Here is a 26,174-nt window from a genome sequence, read left to right as displayed (position 1 = left end):
CCCGCCGCACATCCTCCGGGACGCATCAGCGGTGCGGCTGAACCCGGAAGCACAGACGACACGGCGTATCGACCGCACCCGGCGGCTTTCAGCGCGGGTAATGTCTCATCGGGACTTCGCTTTGCCACGAGCCGGATCACAACCTGCAGATGCCGAGTGGAGATAAGTTTTTAACAATAATTTAACCATACCAGAGCATTAAAATTAAGTTTGTTGTCGATCCGTTATGTCGAGATAAGCAATAATCGACCTAGCGCAAGCCGTATTCATTCCTTCTTTAAAGCCGGCGCCTCATCTAAGGTTTCATACGTGAGGCAGCTCACGGGCTCACGTGACGTCGGCAGGCGAACTGTCGTCCGGTGCGCGTCACGGTGCGTCGACAAGGAATCTCGAATGCGGGTCGCAATCGTTCACGACTGGCTCTACGTCGTCGGCGGGGCAGAGCGCGTTCTCGAGCAACTGCTCAGGATCTACCCGGACGCCGACGTCTTCACGCTGTTCGACTTCCTGCCGGCGGCGGACCGGGCACGGATCGGCTACGATCACGCGCAGACGAGCTTCCTGCAGCGCCTGCCGCTCGCACGCACACGGCACCGGGCCTACCTGCCGCTGATGCCGATCGCGATCGAGCAGTTCGATCTGTCGGACTACGATCTGATCATCTCATCGAGCTACGCCGTGGCGAAGGGCGTCCTGACCGGGCCCGATCAGCTCCATGTCTCGTACATCCACTCGCCCATGCGCTACGCCTGGGATCTGCAGCACACCTATCTGCGCGAGAGCGGCTGCGACACCGGCCTCAAGGGCGCGCTCGCCCGCATGGTCCTGCACCGGATGCGCCTGTGGGACGTCCGCACGGCCGCCGGGCCCAACGCGATCGTGGCCAATTCGGCCTTCGTGGCCCGGCGCATCCAGAAGGTCTACGGCCGCCAGGCCGAGGTGATTCATCCGCCGATCACCCTGTCGAGCGACCGCTTCGACGGGCCGCGCGGCAACCACTTCCTCGTGGCGAGCCGCCTCGTTCCCTACAAGAACGTGGAGGCGGTGATCCGCGCCTTTGCGGATCTTCCGGACCTCCACCTCGTGGTGGCCGGCAGCGGCCCGGACGCCGCGCGGCTGCAGGCGATCGCCGGCCCCAACGTCTCCTTCACGGGCTTCGTGTCCGACCAGGGCCTGCGCCGGCTCATGGCCACCGCCCGCGCCTTCATCTTCGCGGCCGAAGAGGATTTCGGGATCATCGTGCTGGAAGCCTCCTCGGAGGGCACGCCGGTGCTGGCCCTCGGGCGCGGCGGCGCGCGCGAGACGGTGCAGGCGCGCGGTCCCCAGCGCTCCGGGATGTTCTTCGACAGGTCGGACCCGGACGCGATCGCGAACTGCGTGCGCGGATTCATCCAGCAGGAAAACAACTTCACCCGCGAGGCCTGCCGGGCGCAGGCCGATCAGTTCTCGGCCGAGCTGTTCCGGGTGCGGTTCTCCCGCTTCGTGGATGAGCAGATGGCCCTCCACCGGGCGGCCTGCGAGCCGCCGATGCGCATCCTTCCGCGCCTGGAAGCTGTGAGCTGACGCCGATGTCCATGTCGCTCGTCACCGTCGATCTGAATGAACGCCCCCCGATGCGCGCCGCCGCGCAGGAGCAGACGCGGGGTGGCCCGCTCGCCGCGCCGCTCCTTCGGATCTGGCGCCGCCGCTACCTCTTCGCGACCGTCTTCGTCGTGATCCTCGGCCTCGCCGTGACCGCGCTGAAGATGATCGCGCCGCAATACGTGGCGACCGGCTCGGTGATCGTCGCCGAGGCGGAGCCCGGCGCCCACAACGCCTCCATGGCCTGGATCCAGAAGATCGGCGATCCGGCCGATATCGAGAGCCAGATCCTGGTGATCCGCTCGCCGCGGCTACTGCGGCTCGCCATCGACGGGGGCCTCACCGCCTCCGTCCTGGCCGAATGCCGCCATGCCGCCAACGGCGGAAAGCCGGGGCCGATCTCCGAGAAGAAGGAGGCGGCCTGCACGAAGCTCACCGCCGACCGCAACGCCTTGGTCGAGTATCTGCAGAAGCGCTACACCGTGATCAGTTCCGGCCGCTCCCGGATCATCACGATCGGCTATCGCTCGCCGCTGCCCGAGGTGGCGCAGGCGATGACCAATGGGCTGATCGACGCCTTCCTCGACGACCAGCGCGAAGCCCAGGCTTCCAGCCGCAAGGCGGCCTCCGACTGGCTGCACACCGAGATCAGCCAGCTCGACGCCTCGATCCGCGCGGATGAGACGCGGATCCAGACGTTCCGCCGCCGGAAGGGTCTCCTGAAGGGCACCAACGCGCCGATCAGCGCCGAGCGCCTGACCAGCATCAGCCAGCAGCTCTCGACCGCCGAGGCCGCCAAGGCCGATGCCGCCGCGCGCCTGGGCGAGATCGAGAACCGGAATTTACGCGGCGCGGAGACCGCCCCGGCGGTGCTGTCGAGCCCGACCATCGTGTCCCTGAAGCAGCAGCTGAGCGGCGTCTCCGCGCAGCTCGCCAACCAGAGCACGCTGCTGGGCGCCAACCACCCGGCCATCCGGGCCCTGACGACCGAACGCGCGAACCTGCGTGAGCGGATCGACCAGGAGATCAAGAATGTCGCCCAGGGGCTGCGCAAGTCCTACGAGGCCTCGAACGCCCTGGCGCAGTCGCTGCGCGCCCAGCTCGAGACCGCCAAGACCGAGGCCGCCGCGGCCATGGACGACGAGGCCTCGATCGAAGGAATGGTGCGCAACGCGGAGATCCAGCGCAACCGGTACGCCGACCTCGTGAAGCGCGCCGGTGAGCTGGAGACCGAGCGCCGCATCCTGACCGGCAGCACCCGGCTCGTGAGCCTCGCCGAGCTGCCGCAGGAGCCGTTCTCGCCGAAGCCCGTGCCGTTCCTCGCCGGCGGCCTCGTGCTCGCGGGCGTGCTCGCAGCGGCGGCGGCCCTCCTGCGCGACTACACCGACCAGCGGGTCCGCAATCCCGGGCAGCTCATGGCGGGCACCGGTGCCCCGGTCTTCGCCCAGCTGCCGACCCTCGACGCCCCCGGTCTCGTCGGCCGCCTGTCCGACCGGCGCCGGGAACTCGCTCTGCCCGAAGCGCTGGAGCGGGCCCGCTCCAATCCGGTGATGCAGACGGTGCTGCGCAATCTGCACGCGCATCTCGTCCTGGCGGGCGGCAGCGCATCCCGACTCGTCCTGGTCACCTCGGCAAAGCCGCGCGAAGGAAAATCCTTCACGGCCTTCGCGCTCGCCGCAATCGGTGCCGCGAGCGGACGGCGGGTGCTCGTGATCGAGTGCGACCTGCGCCGGCCGAACTTCGATGCCTCGCTCGGGCTCGGGCGTGGGCCAGGTCTCGTCGGGGTGCTGCGGGGCGAGGTCACGGCCGCCGAGGCCGTGGTCGCGACGGGCCGGTACGACGTGATCCCGGCGGGGATGCCAACCTCGGACTCGACCGACCTGCTGATGAGCGAGCGTATGGTCGACTTCCTGCGCTGGACGCGCCGCTACGACCTCGTGCTGCTCGATAGCCCGCCGACCAGCCTGCTGATGGACGCCTCGATGCTCGCCCGCCACGTGGACGGCGTGCTGTGCTGCGCCCGCTACGGCCGCTCGCAGATCTCGGACATCGTCGAGACCGTCACGAATCTCCGGCAGGCCGGCGGCAACGTGCTCGGGATCGCGATGACCATGGTCAAGTCGGGCCGTCAGCCGACCTATGACGTGTTGCGTCTGCCCCAGCCGCGCACCGCCGAGGCCGCGTGATGGCCGGTGCACTGTCGATCGACGGACTGGCCGTCCAGGGCGCAGAGGCCGGGCAGCAGGCCCGGCCCCGGGTCCTGTTCGTGTCCCACACGGGAACGATGTCCGGGGCCGAACTCGTCCTGCGCGATGCCGTGCGCCCCTGGGCCGGCTCCACGGCGTTCCTGTTCGAGGATGGCGCGCTGGCCGAGGCCCTGCGCGGCGCGGGGATCGAGATCCGCCTCGCCCGGCGGGGGACAGGCCTGTCGGGCCTGCGCCGGGACGCCTCGGTCCTGCGGGCGTTGCCGAAGCTCGGGCGTCTCGCCGGCCTCGCCCTGGAGCTTGCCCGCACGGCCCGCGCCTGCGACGTCGTCTACGCCAACTCGCAGAAGGCGTTCCTGCTCTCGGCGATCCCGGCGCGTCTCGTCGGGCGGCCGATCATCTGGCACCTGCACGACATCCTCGACGGCACCCATTTCGGCCGAACCCAGCGGATCGTGCAGGCGCGGCTCGCCAACCTGTGCGCCGCCCGCGTCGTCGTGCCCTCGCGCGCCGCCGCGGAGGCGTTCATCGCAGCCGGCGGACGCGCGTCCCGCGTGACCGTCGTGCCGAACGGGCTCGATCTCGAGCTCGATGCCCGATCTCCGGCAACCCTGCGGGCGGAACTCGGCCTGCCGACTGGCCCCCTGATCGGGGTGTTCAGCCGTCTGGCGCCCTGGAAGGGGCAGGACGTGGTGATCGAGGCGCTGGCGCGCCTTCCGGACCTGCGCTGCATCGTGGTCGGCACGGCCCTGTTCGGCGAGGATGAATACGCGGCCGGATTGCGCGCGCAGGCGGGGAAGCTTGGCGTGGGCGACCGGGCGCTGTTCCTCGGCCAGCGCGCCGACGTCCCCCGGCTGATGCAGGCGGTCGACGCGGTGGTGCACCCGTCGGTCGATCCCGAGCCGTTCGGCCGGACGCTCGTGGAGGCGATGCTGGCCGGCGTGCCGGTGATCGCCACCGACGCGGGTGCCTCGGCGGAGATCCTCGACGGGGGCGCGGCCGGCACCCTCGTGCCGCCGCGCCGGCCCGACCGTCTCGCGTCGGCGCTGGCCGAGCTCTTCACCGATCCGGACGCTTTCGCCCCGCGCACCCGCCTTGCCCGGGACCGCGCGCTCACCCGCTACGGCGCGGCCGGCATGCAGCAGGCCCTGTCCAACCTCATCCTCGAAGTCACCGCTCGCGCCTGACGGGCCAACCTCATCCACGAACGGAGTTGCCGGAACCGCCATGCCGCGCGTCCTCGTGAACATGCCGACCCAGTTCGGCGGACGTCCCTCGGGCGTCGCCCTCGTGGCCTTCCGGGTAATCGCCGGGTTGCTCGACCGGGGCGCCTTCGCGGTCGTGCTGCGCTCGCCCTGGACCCGGGACCAGCTCCCAAACGAAATCCGCGACCGGATCGAGGTCGTGACCGTGCCGCGGCCCCGCGTCATGCTGTTCGACGTCATGCGGCAGGCCCTGGCCGTGCCGAAGCTGTGCCGCGCCTTGAACATCGACCTCGTGCTGAATGCCGATCCCTACGGCGCGGCGTTCGGCGGTCGCGCCCGGGTCAGCGTCGTCCACGATCTCTACTTCCGGACGATGCCGGGCCGGAGCCGTTCGCGGGAAGCCCTGACCACCGATCCGATCTTCCGCTTCGTCCTGGCCAACAGTGCCCGGGTGATCACGGTCTCGGATTCTACAAAGACCGACCTCTGCCGCTTCTACCCGTTCGTCCGGGACCGGACCCAGACCGTCCATTCGGCCGCGATGATCGACCCCGACGCGGCGGATCCGTCCCCCGAACTGCCGGCGGGGCCGTACGTGCTGGCGGTCGGCAACGCCATGTACAACAAGAACTTTTCCACGCTCGCACGCGCGGCAGCTGCCCTCGGCCGTCCGGAGATCGGCATCGTCCACGTCGGCGAGGATCCGGACGAGGCGATCGCCACGGCGCTCGACGGCGCCCCGGTCCAGCTGACCCGGCTCTCGCGGATCGGCGAGGGGCGGCTGGCATCGCTCTATCGGAACGCTCTGTGCCTGTGCGTGCCGTCCTTCTCGGAGGGGTTCTGTCTGCCGGTCCTCGAAGCGCAGGCGCTGGGCTGCCCGGTCGTCTGCTCGGACCGGTCTGCGACGCCGGAGATCGCGGGCGCGGGCGCGCTGACCTTCGACCCCGACGACGCCGACGCGCTCGCCGCCTGCCTGCGCCGCCTCCTCGACGAGCCGGGCCTGCGCGGCGCGCTGATCGCCCGCGGGCACGACAACGCGCGCCGTTACGATTGGGCCGAGACGGCCCGTCGCTACGAGGCCCTGATGCTGGACGCGCTCCGCGACACCGCGCGCGACAGAGCCACGCAGGAGGTGCCCCATGCGCATCCTGCACCTTAGCTCGCTCTACCCGCCCGAGCAGGTCGGCGGCGCCGAGCTGATGGTGGAGACCCTGGCCCGGACACAGGCGGACCTCGGCCACGCCGTCGCGGTCGCCTGCACGGCCCGGCAGGAAGAAGCGCCGGTCGTTCAGGACGGCGTCACGGTCTACCGGACCGGGTACGGCACGCCGTTCCACATCCTCGACTGGCCGGATCACGCGCGCCTCGACCGCCTGCGCTACAAGCTGGCAACCCAGTGGAACCCGACGACCCTGGCCCGGATGGCCGCGGCGGTCCGCGCGTTCGAACCGGACGTCGTGAACACGCACTCGATCTCCGAGCTGCCGCCGACGCTTTGGCCGATGCTGGCCAAGCTCGGCGTTCCGGTGGTGCACACGCTGCACGACTTCACCAGCCTCTGCACCAACGGCGCAATGGCGCGCCACGGAAAGGCCTGCGCCGGCCAGCACCTGAAATGCCGGCTCTACGCGGAGCCGCATCGACGCTGCCAGCGCGCGATATCGGCCGTGGCGGCCGTCGGAACCGACCTCCTGGCGCGGCATCTCGCGGCCGGCTTCTTCGGTGCGGTGCCGGACGACCTGCGCCGGGTGATCTGGAATCCGATCCCGTCGAGCCCCCCCGCGGTGCGGCGGACGCGGCCCCCGGGCGAGCCGGTGCGGTTCGGCTATCTCGGCCGGATCGAGGCCTCCAAGGGCGTCGACGTGTTGCTCGCGGCCTGCCGGAGGCTGCCGCCGCAGGGCTGGAGCCTGACGGTCGCCGGCCGCGCGGCGGATGGGCTCGATCGCTACCGCGCGATGACCGAGGGGCTGCCCGTCTCGTTCGCGGGCTTCGCCGAGCGCGACGCCTTCCTCGACGGCATCGACTGCCTCGTGGTCCCGCCGATCTGGCCCGAGCCGTTCGGCCGCACCGTGGCGGAAGCCTACGGACGCGGCGTCCCGGTGATCGGCACCGCCATCGGCGGCATCGGCGAGCAGATCGGACCCGGTCCCTGGCTGGTCCCGCCCGGGGATGACGCCGCGCTCGCAGCCGCCATGGCGCGGATCGTCGCCGAACCGCGCCGCCTCGCGGAGGGCCTGGCCCGGGCCGATACGATCCGCGCCGGGACCGACCCCGCCGCGGTGGCATCCGCCTACGTCGACCTGTACGCGGCGACCCGGGAAACGCTTTCCTCCCCGACCCGCGACGTACTCTCCTCCCCCCTGCAGGGGGGAGCGGGAGGTGGGGGTGGTGCTGGATCGAGCGCAGCGTTGCCTTCTGAACCACCCCCACCCCTGACCCCTCCCCACAAGGGGGAGGGGAAACACGAATCCGGTAGCCCCGCACGCGCGGAGCGGCCGCAGCTCAGCGAGTGCCGCCCATGATCACCCCGACCCTCTCCCAAGCCTATGCCCGGGCGCTGCCCGAGGCCCCGGCCCCGACCGCCCGGGAACGGGCGCCGGACGCCGCTTCCCTGGACGCCGCGACCGGCCCGCTGCGGATCCTGCACCTCAGCGCCCTCTACCCGCCCTACATCGTGGGCGGCGCCGAGCGCTCGGTGGAGCACCTCGCCGAGGAGCTGGTCGCGGCCGGCCACACGGTGGCGGCGGCCTGCATCGCCCGGGAGCCGGAGCCGAAAAGCGTTCGTGGCGGCGTCACCGTCTACCGCATGGCGCACCACAACGATTTCTGGCTCGAGGATTGGCCCAAGGCGAGCCGGTTCGGCCGTGCCTGGGCCAAGCTCAAGCAGCAGTGGAATTTTGCCATCGCGGCCGAGTTCGGCCGGGTCCTCGACGATTTCCGCCCCGATATCGTCAACACGCACTCGCTGCTCGACGTCTCGACCCTGGTCTGGCGCGAGGCGGCCAAGCGCGGGATCCCGATCGTCCACACGGTCTGCGAGTACGATCTGATCTGCGGCAACGCCGCCATGTTCAAGAACGGCAAGCCCTGCGATCGCTGGCACCTCGGCTGCAAAGTGGTCAATGCCGGCAAGCAGATCACCAACCGCTCGGTGGACGCGGTCGTCAGCGTCGGGACCGAGATCCTGAAGACCCACGTCAATCACGGCCTGTTCACGCATCTGGCGCCGGAACGCCGCCGGGTCATTTTCTACTCCTGCACCGTCCCGGAGGGTGATCCGGAGGCGCGCCGCACGATCGACCGGACCGGCAAGCCGATGACCTTCGGGTATCTCGGCCGGATCAACACCGAGAAGGGCGTCGGCACGCTGATCGACGCCTTCAAGCGGATCGGCCCCGGCAACTGGCGCTGCCTTGTGGCCGGGCACGCGATGGACGACTCGATCGAGCGCTTCAAGGCACAGGCCGAGGGCCTGCCGGTGGAGTTCGTCGGCTGGACCAAGCCCGCCGACTTCCTGAGCGAGATCGACGTGCTCGTCGTGCCCTCGTTCTGGGCGGAGCCGTCGCCGCGGACGATCTACGAGGCCTACACGATGGGCGTGCCGGTGATCGGCGCGGCCTCGGGCGGGATTCCCGAGCTGATCGGCGAGGACAATGCCGATTGGCTGTTCACGCCCGGCGACGATGCCGACCTCGCCGCGCGCCTGTCGGCCGTGATCGCCCGCGGCCGGGGTGACCTTCCGGACGAGCGCAGCTTCCAGCACGTGATCCAGGAATCCACCTCGGAGCGCGTCGCCGAGAAGTACATCGACCTCTACGCCGAGCTCGTGGCCGAGCGTCGGGCGACCCGCTCGTGACCGCCGGCACGCCGACGCTCACCGAGGCCGCCGCAGCGGCCGATGCCTCCGATTTCATGCCGGGCCCGACGGGCGCGGAGGTGACCGGACGGTCCTTCGCGGCGGCACGCTGGGTGGCGCTCGCCTCCGTGGGCAACGTCGTGCTGAGCTTCGGCGTGTTCCTCGTACTCGCGCGGCTGATCGCCCCGGCCGAGTTCGGGATGGTGGCGATCGCAGTCGTGTTCATCGACATCCTGCAGATCGTGGCGCGCTGCGGCCTGCCGGACGCGGTCGTCCAGCGGGCCGATCTCGACGAGACCTTCGCCGCCACCGCGTTCTGGGTGATGCTCGGCACCGGGTTCCTCTGCGCGATCGCGCTGGCGGCCTCCGCCGGCCCGATCGCCTGGATCTTCGATATGCCGGAGCTGCGCCCGGTCCTGTCCGCGCTCTCGATCTGCTTCGTGATCACCGCCGCGGGGGCGATCCACGAGGCACGCCTGCAGCGCAGCTTCGGCTTCCGCAAGCTCGCCCTGCGGGCGCTCGGCGCCAACCTCGCCGGCGGGGCGGTCGCCCTGGCGATGGCGTATGCCGGCTACGGCGTCTGGAGCCTTGTGGTGCAACGCCTCGTTGCAACCACCGCCACGACGCTGCTGACCTGGGCGGCGTCGCGCTGGGTTCCGTCGCGCCACGTCGACCTCGCCGCGGCCCGGAGCCAGATCGCGTTCGGCTCGCGGGTGTTCTGCACCTACCTGCTGCTCGTCCTCTCGATCCGCAGCCAGGAGGTTATCGCGGCCTATTTCCTGTCGGCCGCTGATATCGGCTATCTGCGCCTCGCGTGGCGCTGCATCGACCTCGTGAGCCAAGTGGCGGTGATCCCGCTCACGACCGTCGGCCTGACCACCTATGCCCGGCTGCAGGACCGGCCGGACGAACTGGCGGCCGCCTTCCAGACCTTCACGGTGGCATCGTGCTTCGTGGCGGTGCCGGCCTTCCTCGGCATGGCAGCGGTCGCGCCGACGCTGATCCCGTTCCTGTTCGGCGACCAGTGGCACGACGCGGCCCCGGTGCTGCGGATCCTGGCACTCCTGGCACCCGAATTCGTCGCGACCTCGATGCTGTGGATGATCTTCACGGCGCTCGGGCGCAACGGCACGGCGCTCAGACTGGCCGGCGCGCAGTTCGGCCTCGGTGCAGTGGCCGCCGTGGTGACAGCGCCGCTCGGCCTCGTTGCCCTCGTCGCCGGGCACGTGGCGCGCGCCTATCTGTTCACGCCGGCGATCGTGTCGGCGGTGGGCCGGATCGTGCCGGTCAGCAATCGGCAGCTTGTCCGGGCACTCCTGCCGGTCACCGCCTGCTCCGCCGCGATGGCAGCCCTCGTGCTGCTGATCCAGGATCCGATCCACGCCGCACTGGGCGACCGGCTCGGCCTGTTCGCCGCGGTCGGTATCGGCATCCTGGCCTATGCCGGCCTCGCCCAGGTCTTCATGCGCGACACGGTGAGCTCCGCCCTCGGCTTCTTCCTGCGCCGGACCACCTGATCTCCACCCTCCGCCAACCTTTGTGCGCGAATGTGGCGGCCGGGGATCGGCGCGCTCTGAACGGATCGGCACCATGGCGGGACAGGCGGCACCGATGGCAGCGACGATCCCGGCGGTCACCGCCGGGTCGCAGCGCGCCGCCGTCTTCCTGCTCGGGGCGGCACTGCAGTTCAACGTGCTGACGTCGAGCTTCGGACTGCCGTTCCAGCGGCTGTCCGACCTGTTGCCGTTCCTGCTCATCCCCTGGCTGGGGCTGCGCCGGCCCGTCATCACGGAGGCCCTGCGCAGCATCGCGCCCCTCGGCGCGGTCCTCGCCCTGGTCGGCGTCTCGATGCTCCTCAAGGCGCACAAGCAGGCGGGCGACGTCTATCTGACGCTCATCCTGCTGCTCTACGTCGTGCAGGCCTTCATCCTGCTGGTCCTGTTTCGGGATCATCGCGTCGAGGACGCCTTCTGCGCCGGCCTGCTCGCGGGCCTGCTGGCGTCCCTGGCGATCCTGCTGCTGGCATCCTCGGGGGTGCCGCTGGAACGCTTCGGCCTCGCCGTGCCGACCGACGGCCTCGACGAGGAATTGAAGCTGTTCGTCGAGGACAAGCAGGGCGGCCTCTGGGCCTCAGGCAACGAGACCGGCCACGTCTTCGCGCTGGGCGGCGTCGCGGCGCTGATCCTGAGCCTGCGCTACCGGCTCAAGGCGATCTACGTCCTGTACTTCGTCGCCCTGATGGCGAGCTTCCCGCTGACCAACAACCGGGCCGGCCTGTTCATGCCGCTCATCGTCTTCGCCCTGCTGATGCGGCGCAACCTCAAGGCCTCAATGGTCCTGGGCGTGCTCGGCGCGTTGGCGATCCTCTTGGTCGGATGGTCGCTGACGGGGGAGATCCCGCTGCCCAACGCGTTGGCGCAGGCGATCGAGAAGCGGTTTGCCGACGATCACAACGTGTCGGAGAATTTCGACGAGCGGTTCCTCTCCGGCATCACGGCCCTACGCCTCGTCGTCGCCTATCCGTTCGGCGTCGGCGAGATCGCCCGCCGGGAGGAGCTGAAGGCCCTGACCGGCCTCGTGACGCCGCATAACGGATTCGTCTCGCTGGCCCTCCAGAACGGTGTCGCCGTCGCCCTGCTGCTGATCGCCGGACTGGTGCGGATCCTATCGGCGCCGGGGCGGTTCGGACCGTTCCTGTTCTACAGCGCCCTGTTCCTCATCCCGTCGATGATGTTCGAGGAACTCTCGGTCAATCAATACTTCCTGTTCTTCATGGCGTTCATCCTGGCCTCGCTTGCCCGCTCGCCGGAGCCAGCAAACCCTTAGGGCCGGCGCGGATCTGGGCCGGGCCGGGCCGGGTTCCCCGCTCGTGAAGCGTCCAGAGGATCGGATGAGCCATGCTGCTATCTGGTTCTCCGCAAGTTCAGCCCCTCGATTGCCTTGTCGTCGGTGGGGGCCCGGGCGGCTTGACCGGCGCCCTCTACCTCGCGCGCTACGGTCGGTCGGCGCTTCTGGTCGATGCGGGGCGGTCCCGCGCCGGCTGGATCTCGATGAGCCACAACGTGCCGCTGTTCGCCGACGGCATCTCGGGCTCCGATATCCTGCAGCGACAGCGCGCCCATGTCGCCCGCTACGGTGGGCGGATGGTGGCCGGCGACGTCACGCAACTCGTCCGGGTTGAAGGTGGCTTCCGCGCCGAGATCCATCCTCCGGGTGGGAATTACCCCTGCTCGATCGGGGCCCGGCACATCCTTCTTGCCACCGGGGCTGAGGATGTGGAGCCGGACTTCCCCGACCTGCCGGATGCGATCCGGCGCGGGCTGGTGCGCTACTGCCCGATCTGCGACGGCTACGAGGCACGGAACCAGCGCATCGCGGTGATCGGACACGGCGCCAGGGGCCTCGGCGAGGCGGAGTTTCTGGCCCGTACCTACACGCCGGACGTGACGCTGCTCACCCTCGGCCATCCGCTCGACGCACCCGACCGGGCGCGGGCTGAGCGCCACGGCATCGCGATCGTCGAGGAGCCGGTGATGCGGCTCGACGTGGAGGACGGCCGCATCACCGTGCTCTGCACGGCCGACGGCGCGCAGCACCGGTTCGCGGTGGTGTATTCGGCCCTGGGGCTTCGGCTGCGCTCCAAGCTCGCGGTCGATCTCGGCGCCGAGCATGACAGGACCGGGGCCCTCGTGGTGGATCCCCACAACTGCACGAGCGTGCCGGGCCTCTATGCGGCGGGCGGGGTGGTGCGCGGCCTCGATCAGATTGTGGTTGCCATGGCGCATGGAGCCGTGGCCGCCACCGATATCCACAATCGCTGCGCGCTGCCGACGGAGGAGGTCGCCGGCCGATCGGCCTGATCGGCACCGGACTGTCGGGTCGAGCGCGATGGAAATGGCAGGCCATCGCGCGATCCCCAGAGCCTCCTTTGAGATCCGTTGACGCGGTGATCAATGGCAATGCCGACCTTCGTTAATTGGCAGGCACGACTTAGTGAGGACTGGATTCACAGCCTTTTAGCACTTTTAGTGCCCTTGTATTGCGTCGGAGATTGGGCGCAAAACATGCCGAGCGAAACGTCGAACGCGTGGGGCCGGGGCGAGCTGTACGAGACACTGTGCCTGCTGATCATCGGCGCGGGTATCTGGTTCGTCGGCGTCAACCTCGGGACCTTCGACTCCCTCAGCAGCCTCATCTCCGACTATCAGCTCAACGATCTCCTGATGCTGGCTGCCTGCATGGGCGTGGCCATGTGTGGCGCGGCCGTTCGCAAGTCGATCCTGCTGCGCCGTTTGATGCTGGAGCGCGACGCGTCGGCCGCGCAGGCCGAGGCGATCGCCCGGCATGACGGGCTTACGGGTCTGGCCAACCGGCGCCGGTTCATCGACGCGGTCGCACGGGCGCATGCCACGGTCAGCGCCGAGCCGTCCGCGGCCGTCCTGCTGATCGATCTCGACCGGTTCAAGCCGGTCAACGACCTCTATAGCCATGCCGCCGGCAACGCCGTCCTGTGCGCCGTGGCCGAGCGTCTGAATCAGCTCCTTCCGGCCGGCGGCGTGGCGGCCCGGCTCGGCGGCGACGAGTTCGCGATGCTGGTCCCCGTCGAGCACGGCAGCGAAGGCCTGACGCGCCTCGCCCAAGCGGTGATCACCGCCATCTCCGAGCCGGTCTCGTGGAATCAGAACGACCTCAAGGTCGGCGCCACGGTCGGGGTCGCCATCGTGGCCCCGGAGCACGCGGATTCCGACGCGGTGCTGCATGCAGCCGATCTCGCCATGTATCAGGGCAAGAAGGACGGACGCGGCAATTACCGCTTCTTCCGCAGCACCATGGACGAGGAACTGCGCGCCCGCGCCCGGACCGAGGCGGAGCTGCGCGTCGCGATCGAGACGGGGGCGATCGAGCCCTTCTACCAGCCCGTCGTCTCGCTGCCCGGTAAGGACATCGTCGGCGTCGAGGTGCTGGCCCGCTGGCGCCATCCGGTCCGCGGCCTGATCGCGCCCTCGGAATTCATCTCGGTCGCCGAGGAGACCGGGATGATCGCCGATCTCAGCTACAACCTGATCCGCCGCGCCTGCCTCGACGCCCGAGCTTGGCCGTCCCACCTTGTCCTGGCGGTCAACATCGCGCCTCACCAGTTCCAGGACGCGTGGCTGGCCCAGCGCATCCTGGCGATCCTGACCGAGACCGGCTTCCCGCCGCAGCGGCTTGAAGTCGAGATCACGGAGAGCGCCCTGATTCAGGATCTGGAGGCGACGCGCGCGACACTCCTGTCGCTGCGGCAGCTCGGCGTGCGCATCGCGCTGGACGATTTCGGCACCGGCTATTCGAGCCTCTACCACCTGCGCGAACTGAAGTTCGACAAGCTGAAGATCGACCGGAGCTACGTCGACGCCATCACGATGAGCGACGAGCGCGCCAAGCTCGTCGACGCCATCATCAAGCTCGGGACCAGCCTCGGCCTCACCACGACGGCGGAGGGCATCGAGACCGATGCGAGCCTGGACTGGCTCTCCGACCAGGGCTGCCATTTCGGCCAGGGCTACCTGTTCGGTCGCGCGATGCCCAAATCCGAGATGGACGACATCCTGTGCCCGGCCAACGAGGCGTCCTACGTGCCGCCCGAAGTCGAGGAACTGGCGCGGGCGTCCTGAGCGCGGGGCCGGGCGACTTACGGGGACGCGCTCACCGCTCGTCCCTGTAGGCCGAGCCGTCCCCGGCGCGCAGGGGCGCCTCGACGAAGCGCCCGTGCTTCGGGACCGCCACGCGGTCGAAATCCGCCGCCAAGGCATTCAGGGCGCGGCGCATCTCCGGTCCCTGAAGAGGGCGGCCGTGGCCGGTGATCACCCGCTCGGGTTCGAGGGCGGCCAGCGTCCGCACGGAGTTGCGCGCCGCGTCCCAGTCGATGGTCAGGTACATCGGCGGGCCGTGCAGCTCCGGCTCCTGAAGCGCCACCGCGTAGGCCGATTCCTGGGCCACCGTCACGAAGGCATCGCCCGCGATCAGCGTGCGATCCGCCGCGCGCCAGAGCGAGATATGCCCCGGTGCATGGCCCGGCGTGTGGAGCCAGCGCCAGCCCGGCAGGGGCGGGACCGAGCCATCCTCCGGCAGGAGTTTCAAGCGTCCGGACACGTCCACCGGCGAGGTCGGGTAGAGCGGCGAGAGGCGGCCGAGCAGCCCGCCGCCGACACTCGGATCGGGCGTCGGATAGGAGGCGCTGCCGTCGAGATAGGGCCGTTCCAGCGTGTGCGCGTAGACCGGGACGTCCCATTCGGCGGCCAGATCCTCCAACACGCCGACATGATCGAAATGGCCGTGGGTCAGCACGACGGCGGCAGGGCGCGCGCCGGCGCCGAAGCGTGCCTCGGCCGCCGACAGGATGGCGCGCTTGCCACCCATCACGCCGGCGTCGACCAGGACCCAGCCACGATCCCCCGCGCCGGGATCGCCGACGAACACAACGTTCACGAGGACGAGGCGGCGATAGGCGACGTCGCCGGTGATCGCGTGCGTTTCATCGTCCCGCTCGGCGTCGCGCCGCGGATCATCGGCCCTGGCTTCCGGGCCAACGGGGATTTGCTGGGCCATGGCGGCGGCTCCTGCCTCGTAGGGGAAGGGGAGAACTGCAGGCGGCGGCCGGCAGAGCGGCGGCGCCGGCTCTCGACCGGGCAACCGGCCGCCTCTATCGCTGTTCCCCGACGTGTTCCCCCAGTTGCGACCCCGCGCAGCATCGCGCCGATCGACGGCAACCCCATATGACGGGCATCGACGCGCCGTCGTAGGTCACAGCATGGCACCGAGCCCGATCGCCCTCATCGCTTCCGCCACCCTGATCGGCCTCGTCGCCGTCGGAACCGGGGCGATCGTCGCCCAGCAGGGCTCGCGGTTCAGCCATCCGCGCAAAGTCGGCGGCGCCTTCGCCATGGCGGATCTCGACGGCCGTCCGGTGAACCAGGCCGACCTCCTCGGCAAGCCGACCGCCCTGTTCTTCGGCTTCACCCATTGTCCGGAGGTGTGCCCGACCACGCTCGCCACCCTGTCGGGGGCGCTCGGCCGGATGGGCCGGGACGCGGACCGGCTCAACGTGGTGTTCGTCACCCTGGACCCGGAGCGCGACACGCCCGAGTCGCTGCGGGACTATCTGGTCTCGTTCGATTCCCGCATTCGCGGCTTCGTCGGCACTCCGGATCAGGTCGCCCGCATGGCCGATGCCTACCACGTCGCCTACCGGCGCGTGCCGACGAAGGACGGCGATTACACGATGGAGCACTCCGCCACCGTCGCGTTGTTCGACAAGGCCGGCCGCATGGTCGGGGAGATCGGCTACGGCGAGGACGAGAATCGGGCACTGTCCAAGCTGATCACCCTGGCGCTGCCCGGGCAGTGTGCCCCCGGTGGCGGCGCCGAACTCTGGTCGACGGACGGCCCCACGGGCACCTGCGGGCCGCGGAGCTGAGCTGCATCAGGGAAATTGCGCCGCCGCGTCGCGCTGGCTAGAGGGCGGCATCGCCCCCGTGGCCCGGCCGTATCCCAAGGCTCTCGCTTGATCACGCGTCGCGTCCTGACCGCCCTCGGGCTCCTGGCCCTCGCGCCGTTCCCGAAGCCCGCGCTCGCCGCTGCCGGACCGCGGCTGGGCCCGCCCGAGCCGATGGATCTCGAGCGCCTGAAGGCTCTCGCCCGCAGCCTGCGCGACCGGCCCTACACCCCGCCGCCGGAGGCGTCCGCCTCGAAGGCGCTCGACGCCCTCACGTACGGGCCGCTGCAGGAGATCCGTTACCCGCCGGCCCACGCGCTCTACGCCGACAGCGCCTATCCGGTGACCTTCTTCCACCTCGGAAACTTCTTCCGGCACCCGGTGCAGGTCTACGCGCTCGAAGGCGGTCAGGCCCGCCCGGTGCTCTACAGCCACGACCTGTTCAGCTACCCGCCCGGCAACCCCGGCAAGGACGTGCCGGACGGCGCCGGCTTCGCGGGCTTCCGCTACCAGAAGTTCCCGGCCGGTCAGCCCGGCGATGACGGTGACTGGCTGGCTTTCCTGGGCGCGTCCTACTTCCGCGCCGCAGGCGACGGGGCGCAGTACGGAGCCTCGGCCCGGGGTATCGCCATCGATACGGCGCCCGCTCCGGGCAAGACCGAGGAGTTCCCGGTCTTCACACGGTTCTACGTCAGCCCGGCCGCCGACGGGGCTGTCACGGTGCTGGCGCTGCTCGAGGGGCAGAGCCTGACCGGCGCCTACCAGTTCGTCGCCCGCAAGGAACCCCACGTCGTCATCGACGTCGCCTGCAAGCTCTACATGCGCCGGAGCGTCGAGCGGTTCGGCGTGGCGCCGCTGACCTCGATGCTCTGGTACTCGGAGGGGATCAGCCGGTTCGTCGCCAGCGACTGGCGGCCGGAGGTGCACGATTCCGACGGGCTGCTGATGCAGACCGGGACCGGAGAGCTGATCTGGCGCCCGCTCAACAACCCGCCGAAGCTCAGCGTCAGCGCCTTCGCGGACCGGTCGCCCAGGGGCTTCGGCTTGCTCCAGCGCGACCGGGTGTTCGACCACTACATCGACGACGGGTTCGAGGAGAGCCGGCCGGACATCTGGGTCGAGCCGCAGGGCGATTGGGGACAGGGCAGCGTCCAGCTCGTTGAGATCCCGACCCACCAAGAGACCGACGACAACATTGGCGCGATGTGGGTCCCGGCCGATCCGCCGAAGGCCGGGGACGAGCGGAGCTACGCCTACCGCCTGCGCTGGACCGTGCAGGAACCGGTCTCGACCGATCTCGCCCGCTGCGTCGCCACGCGGGCGATGAAGGCTTCATGGCTCGCCGAGTCCGACCGCCGCCCGGGCCGGCCCAACCTCGCGCGGCAATTCGTACTCGAATTCGAGGGCGCGGCCCTGGCGGGGCTTGATCCGGAAAAGGCCATGGTCGCGCTGACGGTGTCGCGCGGCAGCGCCGAGGAGGTCGGCGCCACCTGGGCGCCCTACGGCAAGCCGAGCCCCTGGCGGGTCTTCTTCAAGGTCTATGCCGAGGGGCCGGAGCCGGTCGAGATGCGGCTGCGGCTGAAGTCCGGCGAGAGGCTGCTCTCCGAGACCTGGGCCTACCGCTACGATCCGGAGGCCCAGGGGACGGTTCTTTAGCCGACCGGCGGTGCGGGCTGCATTGCCGCGCCGGGGCCGCCCCCTGTAGAAGCCCGGCACAGGCCGCGACCGCGGTCCGCCCATCGCCGCATCCGAGGCCGTCATGAACGGCGAGCGACCGCCCGGCCCGCACCTGCCCGAGACGCTGACGCGCCTGCTCCGGGCGCCCAAGAACGCGATCTGGCCGACGCCCGAGGATCGCAACCGCCTGCACCTCGGGAGGCAGAAGCCGCGGCAGCCGAGCCGCGCGGTCCTGGGTGTCTGGCTGTGGGTGATCCTCTATAACCTCGTCGGCTTCGCGATCCTCGCGACCCTTTGGCGGACGATGCACTGACCCGATGATGCGATACGGCCATCTCCGCGCCTGTGCTGCGCTGCTTCCGCTCGCCCTGACCCTTGGGCCCGCGGCGGCCCAGGCGCCCGGGGACTCCCTCAACGCGGACGCGTCAACCGGCGCCGTGAAAGTCTGCTCGCCGGTGGCCATGCCGCGCTGGCGCTCGATGATTCCGGTTCCCACGACCTGGGCCTTCGTGGACTGCATGGCCTTCTCCGGCGAGATGGGCGCGACCCATTTCCAGCTCGGCTGCCTGTTCACCAACGTCACGCCCCACGCGCAGAAATACGCCTGGGGCGCCATGGTGCAGATCGAGAAATCGGCTTTGGCAAAGGCGCAGCCGCCGGTTCCGAACTGCGGTTGGTGAGCGGCCCAATCAGTCGGCAGTGTCCGGCCGCCACGGAAGCGTAGGCCCCGCCCATGGCCTTCAGGGCGATTGCCCGCAGTGACGGTGGGCGGGCATGTGGATGCCGCGACCGACATCGACCGAGCCCGGATGCGGGATAAAACGTGCGATCTCGACCAGCACCGAGCTGACGGGACGGTTGATCGTTTCTCCCTGCGATCCGCACGGCGCACAAATAGCCCGAGAGAACTCTCGCCCGACGAGACCTGCCGCCGAGGGCTGACGTCCGCGATCCGCGGCAACAGTCGGTTCACGCGTGCAGCGGATCGCGTGTCGCGCGGTGAATGCATCCGCCCTCAGACAATTTCCGCTGCAATCAAGTGGGGATAACCTGAGCGGAACCGGCCGGTCGACGAGGGATGAACCGCGCAAAACTTCCTTAAACGAGACCCTCTAGGTTGCCGGCGACGCTGGTGGGTGAGTCTGTTCCGCCACGCACCGAGCCCCGCGGCTCCCGGCGGCAGCGCACGGCCCCGCACACGCTTTGACGTTCGGCCGCGATCGGTCTACAGATGGGAAACTAACTCAAGCAAGATTCATGCCGCCACACACTCGGCGGTGGCCGGCTAACCGCGCTGGAAGGGCATCGGGGCCTCGTATGAGTTTGGTGCAACGGCTGGAAGTGCGTCAGGGCCAGGCCCTGGTGATGACGCCGCAGCTCCTGCAAGCGATCAAGCTTCTCCAACTCTCGCAGCTCGACCTCGCCGCCTATGTCGAGGCCGAACTGGAACGAAACCCCCTCCTCGAACGGGCAGAGCCCGAGCCGACCGGAACCAGCGAAGCAGCCGAACCCGCCTACGCGGAAGACGGAGCCGGCGACGGTTTCGAGGGCGCCGAGCCCGACTCGTGGCTGTCGAACGAGCTTAATCCCAGCCGCGGCGAGATCGAGGGCGATTTCGACACGCGCCTCGACAACGTCTTCCCCGACGACGTGCCGGTCCAGGCGCGGGAGATCGGCGGCGGCGACATGCTCTCGCTCACGCCGCCACCCTACGGCAGCAGCGGCGGCAGCTTCGACGCGGAAGCCCCGGATTTCGAGGCCACCCTCACGGCGGAGACCTCGCTGCGGGACCATCTCGCCGGCCAGCTCGATCTCGCCACGCGCAACCCCATGGAGCGGCTGATCGGCGGCTTCCTGATCGATGCGGTGGACGAGGCGGGATACCTGCGCGAAACGGTTGAGGGGGTGGCCGAGCGCCTGGGCGCCGACCCCGAGACCGTGGCGCGCGTCCTGACCCTGGTGCAGGCGTTCGATCCGCCCGGCGTCGCCGCCCGCGACCTCGCCGAATGTCTTACGATCCAGCTGCGCGAGCGCGACCGGTTCGACCCGGCCATGCAGGCGCTGGTCTCGCGCCTCGACCTCGTGGCCAAGCGCGATTTCGCCGGGCTGCGCCGCCTCTGCGGCGTGGACGACGAGGATCTCGTCGACATGCTGGGCGAGATCCGCCGGCTCGATCCGAAGCCCGGCCGGGCCTTCGGCTCGCACGCCGCGGAGGTGCTGATCCCCGACGTGTTCGTGCGCGCGGCGCCGGACGGCTCCTGGTTGGTCGAGCTGAACAGCGAGGCCCTGCCGCGGGTGCTGGTCAATCAAAGCTATTACGCCCGGGTGGTGCGCGGCGCGACCGCCGATGGCGACAAGGCCTTCCTGTCGGAGGCTCTGCAGAACGCCAACTGGCTCACCCGCTCCCTGGAGCAGCGCGCCCGCACGATCCTGAAGGTCGCCACCGAGATCGTGCGCCAGCAGGACGGCTTCTTCATGTACGGCGTGACCCATCTGCGTCCGCTGAACCTGAAGACGGTGGCGGAGGCGATCGGCATGCACGAATCGACCGTCTCGCGGGTCACCTCCAACAAGGCGATCGGCACCAGCCGCGGCACGCTGGAGATGAAATACTTTTTCACCGCGGCGATCCCGGGAGCCGCCGGCGCGGCGGCCCATTCGTCGGAGGCCGTGCGCCACCGGATCAAGCAACTGGTCGATGGCGAGACGCCGAACGACGTGCTGTCCGACGATGCGCTCGTGCAGAAGCTGCGCGGCGAGGGCGTCGACATCGCCCGGCGAACCGTGGCCAAGTATCGGGAATCCCTTCGGATCCCGAGTTCGATCGAACGCCGCCGGGAGCATTTCGCCCACGGCTCGGGCCACCACGCCGCCCTGGCCCTGCGCTGAACAAACGGCTGGGCTTGCGCGGCGCGCCGGTCCGGCCCATCCGTGGCGCGCCCTGACGACGCCTGGACCCGCGATGCATCCGACCGGAACGCCCCCGCGCAGCCTCACCGCCATCGTGCTCGCGGCCGGGAAAGGCACGCGGATGCGCTCGGATCTGCCGAAGGTGCTGCACCGGATCGCCGGGCGGAGCATGCTCGGCCACGTCCTGGCCGCCGTACAGGCAGCGGGCGCCGGGCGGATCGCCGTGGTGGCCGAGCCCGGACGCGACGACGTCGCCGCCGAGATCGCGAAGGCCGCCCCCGGCGCACAGATCTTCCCGCAGGCCGAGCGTCTGGGCACCGCCCACGCGGTGCTGGCCGCCCGCGACGTGCTCGCCGACCCGGACGACGACGTGGTCATCGCGTTCGGCGATACGCCGCTCGTCACCGCCGAGACCTTGTTGAGACTGCGCGCGCCGCTGGCCGAGGGTGCGGCCATCGCGGTGCTCGCCTTCGAGAGCCCGTCGCCCACCGGGTACGGGCGCGTGCTGACCGAGGGCAGCCGCGTACTGGCGATCCGCGAGGAGAAGGATGCGAGCGCGGCCGAGCGGGTCGTCACCCTGTGCAATGCCGGGCTGATGGCGCTGTCCGGGCGGCATGCCCTGTCGCTGCTCACCCGCATCGGCAACGACAACGCCGCCGGAGAATACTACCTGCCGGACGCCGTGGCGCTCGCGGTGGCGGACGGCCTGTCTGTCACCGTCGTGCCGGTGGACGAGGCGGAAGCGCAGGGCGTCAACGACCGGGTGCAGCTCAGCGTCGCCGAAGCGGCGATCCAGGGCCGGCTCCGGCGCAACGCCATGCTGGGCGGCGCCACCCTGATCGCCCCCGAGACGGTTTTCCTGAGCTACGACACGATGCTTGGGCGCGACGTGATGGTGGAACCCAACGTGGTGTTCGGGCCAGGCGTGCGGATCGGCGACGGCTGCACCGTGCGGGCCTTCGCCCATCTCACCGAGACCGAGCTGAAGGCGGGTGTCCGGATCGGACCGTTCGTGCGCCTCCGTGGCCATGCGGTGCTGGAGACCGGCGCCGAACTCGGCAACTTCGTCGAGCTGAAGAATGCCCGGATGGGGGCCGGCGCCAAGGCCGCGCACCTGACCTATCTCGGCGACGCCGAGGTCGGCGCGAAGGCCAATATCGGCGCCGGCACGATCACCTGCAATTACGACGGGGTGCTCAAGCACCGCACCACGATCGGCGCCCATGCGTTCATCGGCTCGAACTCCGCTCTGGTGGCGCCGGTGACCGTGGGGGAGGGGGCCTACGTGGCGTCCGGCTCGGTCATCACCGACGACGTGCCGGCAGACGCCATGGCGGTCGCCCGCGGCCGGCAGGTGGTGAAGCCCGGCTGGGCCAAGCTGAAGCGGGCGGCGCTGCTCGCCGAGAAGGCGTTGCGCGGGGGGCGTTGAGGCTTGGGGATCCGGGGCCCGCGCTTAAACAGCTCGAGTCTGCGATGACCGAGTGCGACCCATAATTGACGTTGGTCGTGGCTTGCCTAATGCTCCAAAGCAGTCGTGGGTAGCGCTTCGGTCTCAACGGTGGAATGCGCGTGCTTTCACACCCATCCGCTCGAACCGACGGTTAAGCTGAATAGGCGCGGGATGTCTTCCATGAACGATCAGGAGATCAGACGCGCTCTCGACCGGCACTGGGCAGCCTCGGACGCTTACGATTTCAAGGAAGAGCATCAGATCTATGGCGACGACGCAGTGCTTGAATATCCTCAATCTGGCGAGCGCATCAGCGGGCGGCACAAGATCCAGGCATCTCGTACGGCGCAACCAAACAAGAAGCGATTTGATGTGCGACGGATTGTCGGCTCTGGCGATCTATGGGTGACGGAGTACGTACTCACGTATGACGGTAAGCCGTCCTACACCGTGAGCATTATGGAGTTTCGCGACGGGAAAGTCGTTCGGGAAACGCAATATTTCGGCGACCCGTTCGCCCCGGGACCGTCGCGTTCGCAATGGGTTGAACGGATTGTCTGACTTCGAGCCCCGGACTGGCAACGCGAACCGCCGAGAAGCGAGAGTCCGCTTTCAAGGTTCAACAGCCGATAGCAGACCAGCAGATATCCACCCCAAGCAGCCATTCAGCACCAGACCTACACCAGCCGCACGAACGGTCGCCGGCACATACCGAAAGCCACCTCCGGTTAGTTGAAGTGAGACCGCCGCCGCTCCGGTAGGAAGACGCTTGGATCCAACAGCGACGCCCGCGGGGACGCCCAAGCTTGACGCGCCTTGGCGCAGCTGGAACACGGCCGCCGCCTTTCCGGATCCGGCCCGCACGATGCTGCTCAACCGCTTGTTTCCCGTCTGCGCCATCCTGGCCGCGGCGACCGCCTACGTCGTGCCGGACGTGTTCCTCCCGGTGCTCCCGCACGTCGCTGCCCTGCTGGCCGTGATCATGTTCGCCCTCGGCGTGACGCTGACGCCCGCGGATTTCGGCCGGATCCTGGCCCGGCCCGCGCCGGTCGCGGCCGGTGTCGTCGTCCACTACCTCGTGATGCCCGCGGCCGCCTGGGCCATCGCCCACGCCCTCGGCATGGGCACGGAGCTGACGACCGGCATGGTGCTGGTCGGCAGCGTCGCCAGCGGCACGAGCTCCACCCTGATGGTCTACATAGCGGGCGGCGATGTCGCGCTATCGGTGACCATCGCCACGGCCTCGACGCTGGTGGGCCTCGTGGCGACGCCGCTGTTGGTGCGCCTCTACGTCGACGCCGCCGTGCCGGTCGATGTGGCGGGGCTCCTGGCCAGCCTCGTGGAGATCGTGGCGGCACCGGTGGCGCTGGGGCTGGCGCTCAACCGGCTCGCGCCGCGCCTCGTCGGGCGCCTCGAGCGCGCTCTGCCCGTCGTGTCGATGGTCGCCATCCTGCTGATCATCGGCGCCGTCGTGGCCGGCAGCCGGGCGAGCATCGCCGCGGTCGGGCCGCTCGTGCTGCTGGCGGTAGTGTTGCACAACGGCGCCGGCTTGCTCTGCGGCTACTGGAGCGGGCGCCTGCTCGGCTTCGACGAGGGCACCTGCCGCACGCTGGCTCTGGAGGTCGGCATGCAGAATTCCGGCCTCGCGGCGGCTTTGGGCAAGCTGTATTTCTCACCGCTGGCCGCCCTGCCGGGGGCGGTCTTCTCCGTGTGGCACAACCTGTCGGGCTCGGTACTGGCCGGCTACTGGTCGAGCCGGAATCCGACCATCACCAAACGCGGGACGACGCCCCCATAGCGGGACCGCTGCCGCGACAGCATCGATTCGGCCGGGGCTGGCCCTGCCCGGCCATGATCCGGTACAAGCCACGCTCGGCTAAGGCCTGAGCGAACGGCCCGGACCTTGCGCGGCGCGTCCGCGCGCGGCCATCCGGACGTCAAAGCGAGAGACATCCCATGTGCGGCATCGTCGGCATCGTCGGACGCGACGCGGTGGCGGGGCAGGTGATCGAGGCCCTGCGGCGGCTCGAATACCGCGGCTACGATTCCGCCGGCATCGCCACCCTGGAGCATGGCCGCCTGGAGCGGCGGCGGGCCTCGGGCAAGCTCGTCAACCTGGAGGCGCGGCTCGTCCAGGAGCCGCTCGCCGGCACGATCGGCATCGGCCACACCCGCTGGGCCACCCACGGCCGGCCGAACGAGACCAATGCCCATCCGCACGCCACCAAGCGGCTGGCGGTCGTGCACAACGGCATCATCGAGAACTTTCGCGAGCTGAAGCAGGAGCTTGAGGCCGACGGCATCGTCTTCGAGACCGAAACCGACACCGAGGTCGTCGCCCAGCTTGTCAGCCGCAACATGGACCGGCGGATGGCACCCGTCGAGGCGGTGGCAGCCGCCCTGCCGCGGCTGCGCGGCGCCTTCGCGCTGGGCTTCATCTTCGCCGGCGAGGAAAATCTGCTGATCGGCGCCCGCCACGGCGCGCCGCTCGCGATCGGCTTCGGCGAGGGCGAGACCTATCTCGGCTCAGATGCGCTGGCGCTCGCCCCGTTCACCGACGCCATCACGTATCTCGACGAAGGCGACTGGGCGATCCTCACCCGGAACGGCGCCGAGATCCGCGACGCGTCGGGCGCCACGGTCGAGCGCCCGCGCCAGAAGATCGCCACCCAGGCCTACCGGATCGACAAGGGCGAGTATCGCCACTTCATGGCCAAGGAGATCCATGAGCAGCCCGAGGTCGTGGGCCGCACGCTCGCCCATTACGTCGATATGGCGAACGGCCGGGTGATGCTGCCCGAGCCGCTGCCCTTCGACTTCGCCAAGCTCAGCCGCGTCTACATCACCGCCTGCGGCACCGCCTATTATGCGGGCCTCGTCGCGCGGTACTGGTTCGAGCAGGTGGCGCGGCTGCCGGTCGAGATCGACGTTGCATCGGAGGCCCGCTACCGCGAGGCGCCCCTGGAACGGGACGGGCTGACGCTGGTCATCTCGCAATCGGGCGAGACCGCCGACACCCTGGCCTCGTTGCGCTACGCAAAATCCCAGGGCCAGCACACGCTGAGCGTGGTCAACGTGCCGACCTCGACCATCGCGCGGGAATCCTCCGTGGTGATGCCGACACTGGCCGGACCGGAGATCGGCGTCGCCTCCACCAAGGCGTTCTCGTGCCAGCTCACGGTCCTGCTCTGCCTCGCCATCGCGGCCGGGCGCGCGCGCGGCACCCTCGACGCAGAGGGCGAGCGGCGCTTGGTCGACGCCCTGATCAAGGCGCCGGGCCTGATGGCGGAGGCGCTGACCCAGGAGAGCGCAATCGAAGGTCTCGCCCGCGAGGTCGCGAAGGCGCGGGACGTGCTCTATCTCGGCCGCGGCACCAGCTACCCAATGGCGCTGGAAGGCGCGCTGAAGCTCAAGGAGATCAGCTACATCCACGCCGAGGGCTACGCGGCGGGCGAGCTGAAGCACGGGCCGATCGCCCTGATCGACGAGAGCGTGCCGGTGATCGTGATCGCGCCGCACGATGCGGTGTTCGAGAAGACGATGTCGAACATGCAGGAGGTCGCCGCCCGCGGCGGCCGGATCGTGCTGATCGGCGACGCCAAGGGCGCGGCCGAGCACGGCCTCGAAACGCTGGCGACCTTCACCATGCCGGCGCTCGACGCCACGGTGGCGCCGATCGTCTACGCGGTGCCGATCCAGCTGCTCGCCTACCACACGGCCGTGTTCATGGGGAAAGACGTGGATCAGCCGCGCAATCTGGCCAAGTCGGTGACGGTGGAATAGCCGCGCCTCGGCGCATGCCCATTCGGCGCGGCGC

Annotated in this window: 20 protein-coding genes; 19 read left to right on the top strand and 1 reads right to left on the bottom strand. The window is 69.7% G+C overall.

The window, feature by feature from the left end:
• Positions 1 to 393 precede the first annotated feature (393 nt).
• From OXS27_RS17560 to OXS27_RS17515, 10 genes are all read left to right on the top strand, one after another.
• Entirely contained in the window at positions 394 to 1,563 is a 1,170-nt protein-coding gene (locus tag OXS27_RS17560; RefSeq protein ID WP_267357895.1) for a glycosyltransferase, read from the top strand.
• Positions 1,564 to 1,568: 5 nt separating this feature from the next.
• Positions 1,569 to 3,767, top strand: a complete 2,199-nt coding sequence (locus OXS27_RS17555) for a polysaccharide biosynthesis tyrosine autokinase (RefSeq protein WP_267357893.1) — start codon at positions 1,569 to 1,571, stop codon at positions 3,765 to 3,767.
• A complete protein-coding gene (locus OXS27_RS17550) occupies positions 3,767 to 4,972 on the top strand; it encodes a glycosyltransferase (protein WP_267357891.1) in 1,206 nt (401 codons plus the stop codon). The genes OXS27_RS17555 and OXS27_RS17550 overlap by 1 nt, the downstream gene beginning before the upstream one ends.
• Before the next feature lie 40 nt (positions 4,973 to 5,012).
• Entirely contained in the window at positions 5,013 to 6,149 is a 1,137-nt protein-coding gene (locus tag OXS27_RS17545) for a glycosyltransferase family 1 protein (RefSeq protein ID WP_267357889.1), read from the top strand.
• Positions 6,130 to 7,512: a glycosyltransferase family 4 protein gene (locus OXS27_RS17540; protein WP_267357887.1), complete on the top strand. Its 1,383-nt coding sequence runs from the start codon at positions 6,130 to 6,132 to the stop codon at positions 7,510 to 7,512. The genes OXS27_RS17545 and OXS27_RS17540 overlap by 20 nt, the downstream gene beginning before the upstream one ends.
• 110 nt (positions 7,513 to 7,622) lie before the next feature.
• The gene (locus OXS27_RS17535; RefSeq protein ID WP_346733016.1) at positions 7,623 to 8,846 is read left to right on the top strand and encodes a glycosyltransferase family 4 protein; all 1,224 of its coding nucleotides are present in this window, start codon (positions 7,623 to 7,625) and stop codon (positions 8,844 to 8,846) included.
• Positions 8,843 to 10,363, top strand: a complete 1,521-nt coding sequence (locus OXS27_RS17530; protein ID WP_267357883.1) for a lipopolysaccharide biosynthesis protein — start codon at positions 8,843 to 8,845, stop codon at positions 10,361 to 10,363. Before OXS27_RS17535 ends, OXS27_RS17530 begins: the two co-directional genes overlap by 4 nt.
• A gap of 94 nt (positions 10,364 to 10,457) precedes the next feature.
• Complete coding sequence (locus OXS27_RS17525; RefSeq protein ID WP_267357881.1) at positions 10,458 to 11,672, top strand: O-antigen ligase family protein; 1,215 nt, start codon at positions 10,458 to 10,460, stop codon at positions 11,670 to 11,672.
• A gap of 71 nt (positions 11,673 to 11,743) precedes the next feature.
• A complete protein-coding gene (locus OXS27_RS17520) occupies positions 11,744 to 12,706 on the top strand; it encodes an NAD(P)/FAD-dependent oxidoreductase (protein ID WP_267357879.1) in 963 nt (320 codons plus the stop codon).
• Between the two features lie 204 nt (positions 12,707 to 12,910).
• Positions 12,911 to 14,500, top strand: a complete 1,590-nt coding sequence (locus OXS27_RS17515) for an EAL domain-containing protein (RefSeq protein ID WP_243920700.1) — start codon at positions 12,911 to 12,913, stop codon at positions 14,498 to 14,500.
• A gap of 31 nt (positions 14,501 to 14,531) precedes the next feature.
• Here OXS27_RS17515 and OXS27_RS17510 read toward each other — a convergent pair whose 3' ends face one another.
• Positions 14,532 to 15,434, bottom strand: a complete 903-nt coding sequence (locus OXS27_RS17510) for an MBL fold metallo-hydrolase (protein ID WP_267357877.1) — start codon at positions 15,432 to 15,434, stop codon at positions 14,532 to 14,534.
• Positions 15,435 to 15,636: 202 nt separating this feature from the next.
• Here OXS27_RS17510 and OXS27_RS17505 point away from each other — a divergent pair, with 202 nt between their 5' ends.
• The 9 genes from OXS27_RS17505 to glmS all read left to right on the top strand — a co-directional run bounded on the left by OXS27_RS17505 (position 15,637) and on the right by glmS (position 26,140).
• The gene (locus OXS27_RS17505; protein WP_267357875.1) at positions 15,637 to 16,302 is read left to right on the top strand and encodes an SCO family protein; all 666 of its coding nucleotides are present in this window, start codon (positions 15,637 to 15,639) and stop codon (positions 16,300 to 16,302) included.
• Positions 16,303 to 16,389: 87 nt separating this feature from the next.
• Positions 16,390 to 17,976 carry a glucan biosynthesis protein gene (locus OXS27_RS17500; protein ID WP_267357873.1) on the top strand — a complete coding sequence of 529 codons (1,587 nt, stop codon included), beginning with the start codon at positions 16,390 to 16,392 and terminating at the stop codon, positions 17,974 to 17,976.
• Positions 17,977 to 18,079: 103 nt separating this feature from the next.
• Positions 18,080 to 18,310, top strand: a complete 231-nt coding sequence (locus OXS27_RS17495; RefSeq protein WP_267357871.1) for a hypothetical protein — start codon at positions 18,080 to 18,082, stop codon at positions 18,308 to 18,310.
• Positions 18,311 to 18,314: 4 nt separating this feature from the next.
• Positions 18,315 to 18,677, top strand: a complete 363-nt coding sequence (locus tag OXS27_RS17490) for a hypothetical protein (RefSeq protein ID WP_243920692.1) — start codon at positions 18,315 to 18,317, stop codon at positions 18,675 to 18,677.
• Positions 18,678 to 19,314: 637 nt separating this feature from the next.
• Positions 19,315 to 20,886, top strand: coding sequence for an RNA polymerase factor sigma-54 (gene rpoN, locus OXS27_RS17485; RefSeq protein WP_267357868.1), 1,572 nt, complete (start codon positions 19,315 to 19,317; stop codon positions 20,884 to 20,886).
• 73 nt (positions 20,887 to 20,959) lie between these two features.
• Positions 20,960 to 22,336, top strand: coding sequence for a bifunctional UDP-N-acetylglucosamine diphosphorylase/glucosamine-1-phosphate N-acetyltransferase GlmU (gene glmU / locus OXS27_RS17480; RefSeq protein ID WP_267357866.1), 1,377 nt, complete (start codon positions 20,960 to 20,962; stop codon positions 22,334 to 22,336).
• Between the two features lie 201 nt (positions 22,337 to 22,537).
• A complete protein-coding gene (locus tag OXS27_RS17475) occupies positions 22,538 to 22,918 on the top strand; it encodes a nuclear transport factor 2 family protein (protein WP_267357864.1) in 381 nt (126 codons plus the stop codon).
• Between the two features lie 208 nt (positions 22,919 to 23,126).
• Positions 23,127 to 24,155 (top strand): bile acid:sodium symporter family protein, encoded by a 1,029-nt coding sequence (locus OXS27_RS17470; protein WP_276592616.1) that lies wholly within the window; start codon positions 23,127 to 23,129, stop codon positions 24,153 to 24,155.
• A gap of 158 nt (positions 24,156 to 24,313) precedes the next feature.
• A complete protein-coding gene (gene glmS / locus OXS27_RS17465; protein ID WP_243920681.1) occupies positions 24,314 to 26,140 on the top strand; it encodes a glutamine--fructose-6-phosphate transaminase (isomerizing) in 1,827 nt (608 codons plus the stop codon).
• Positions 26,141 to 26,174: the final 34 nt, after the last annotated feature.

The organism is Methylobacterium sp. GC_Met_3, assembly GCF_026540775.1.
Lineage (GTDB): Bacteria > Pseudomonadota > Alphaproteobacteria > Rhizobiales > Beijerinckiaceae > Methylobacterium.
This window is presented reverse-complemented; position numbering and strand designations above follow the sequence as displayed.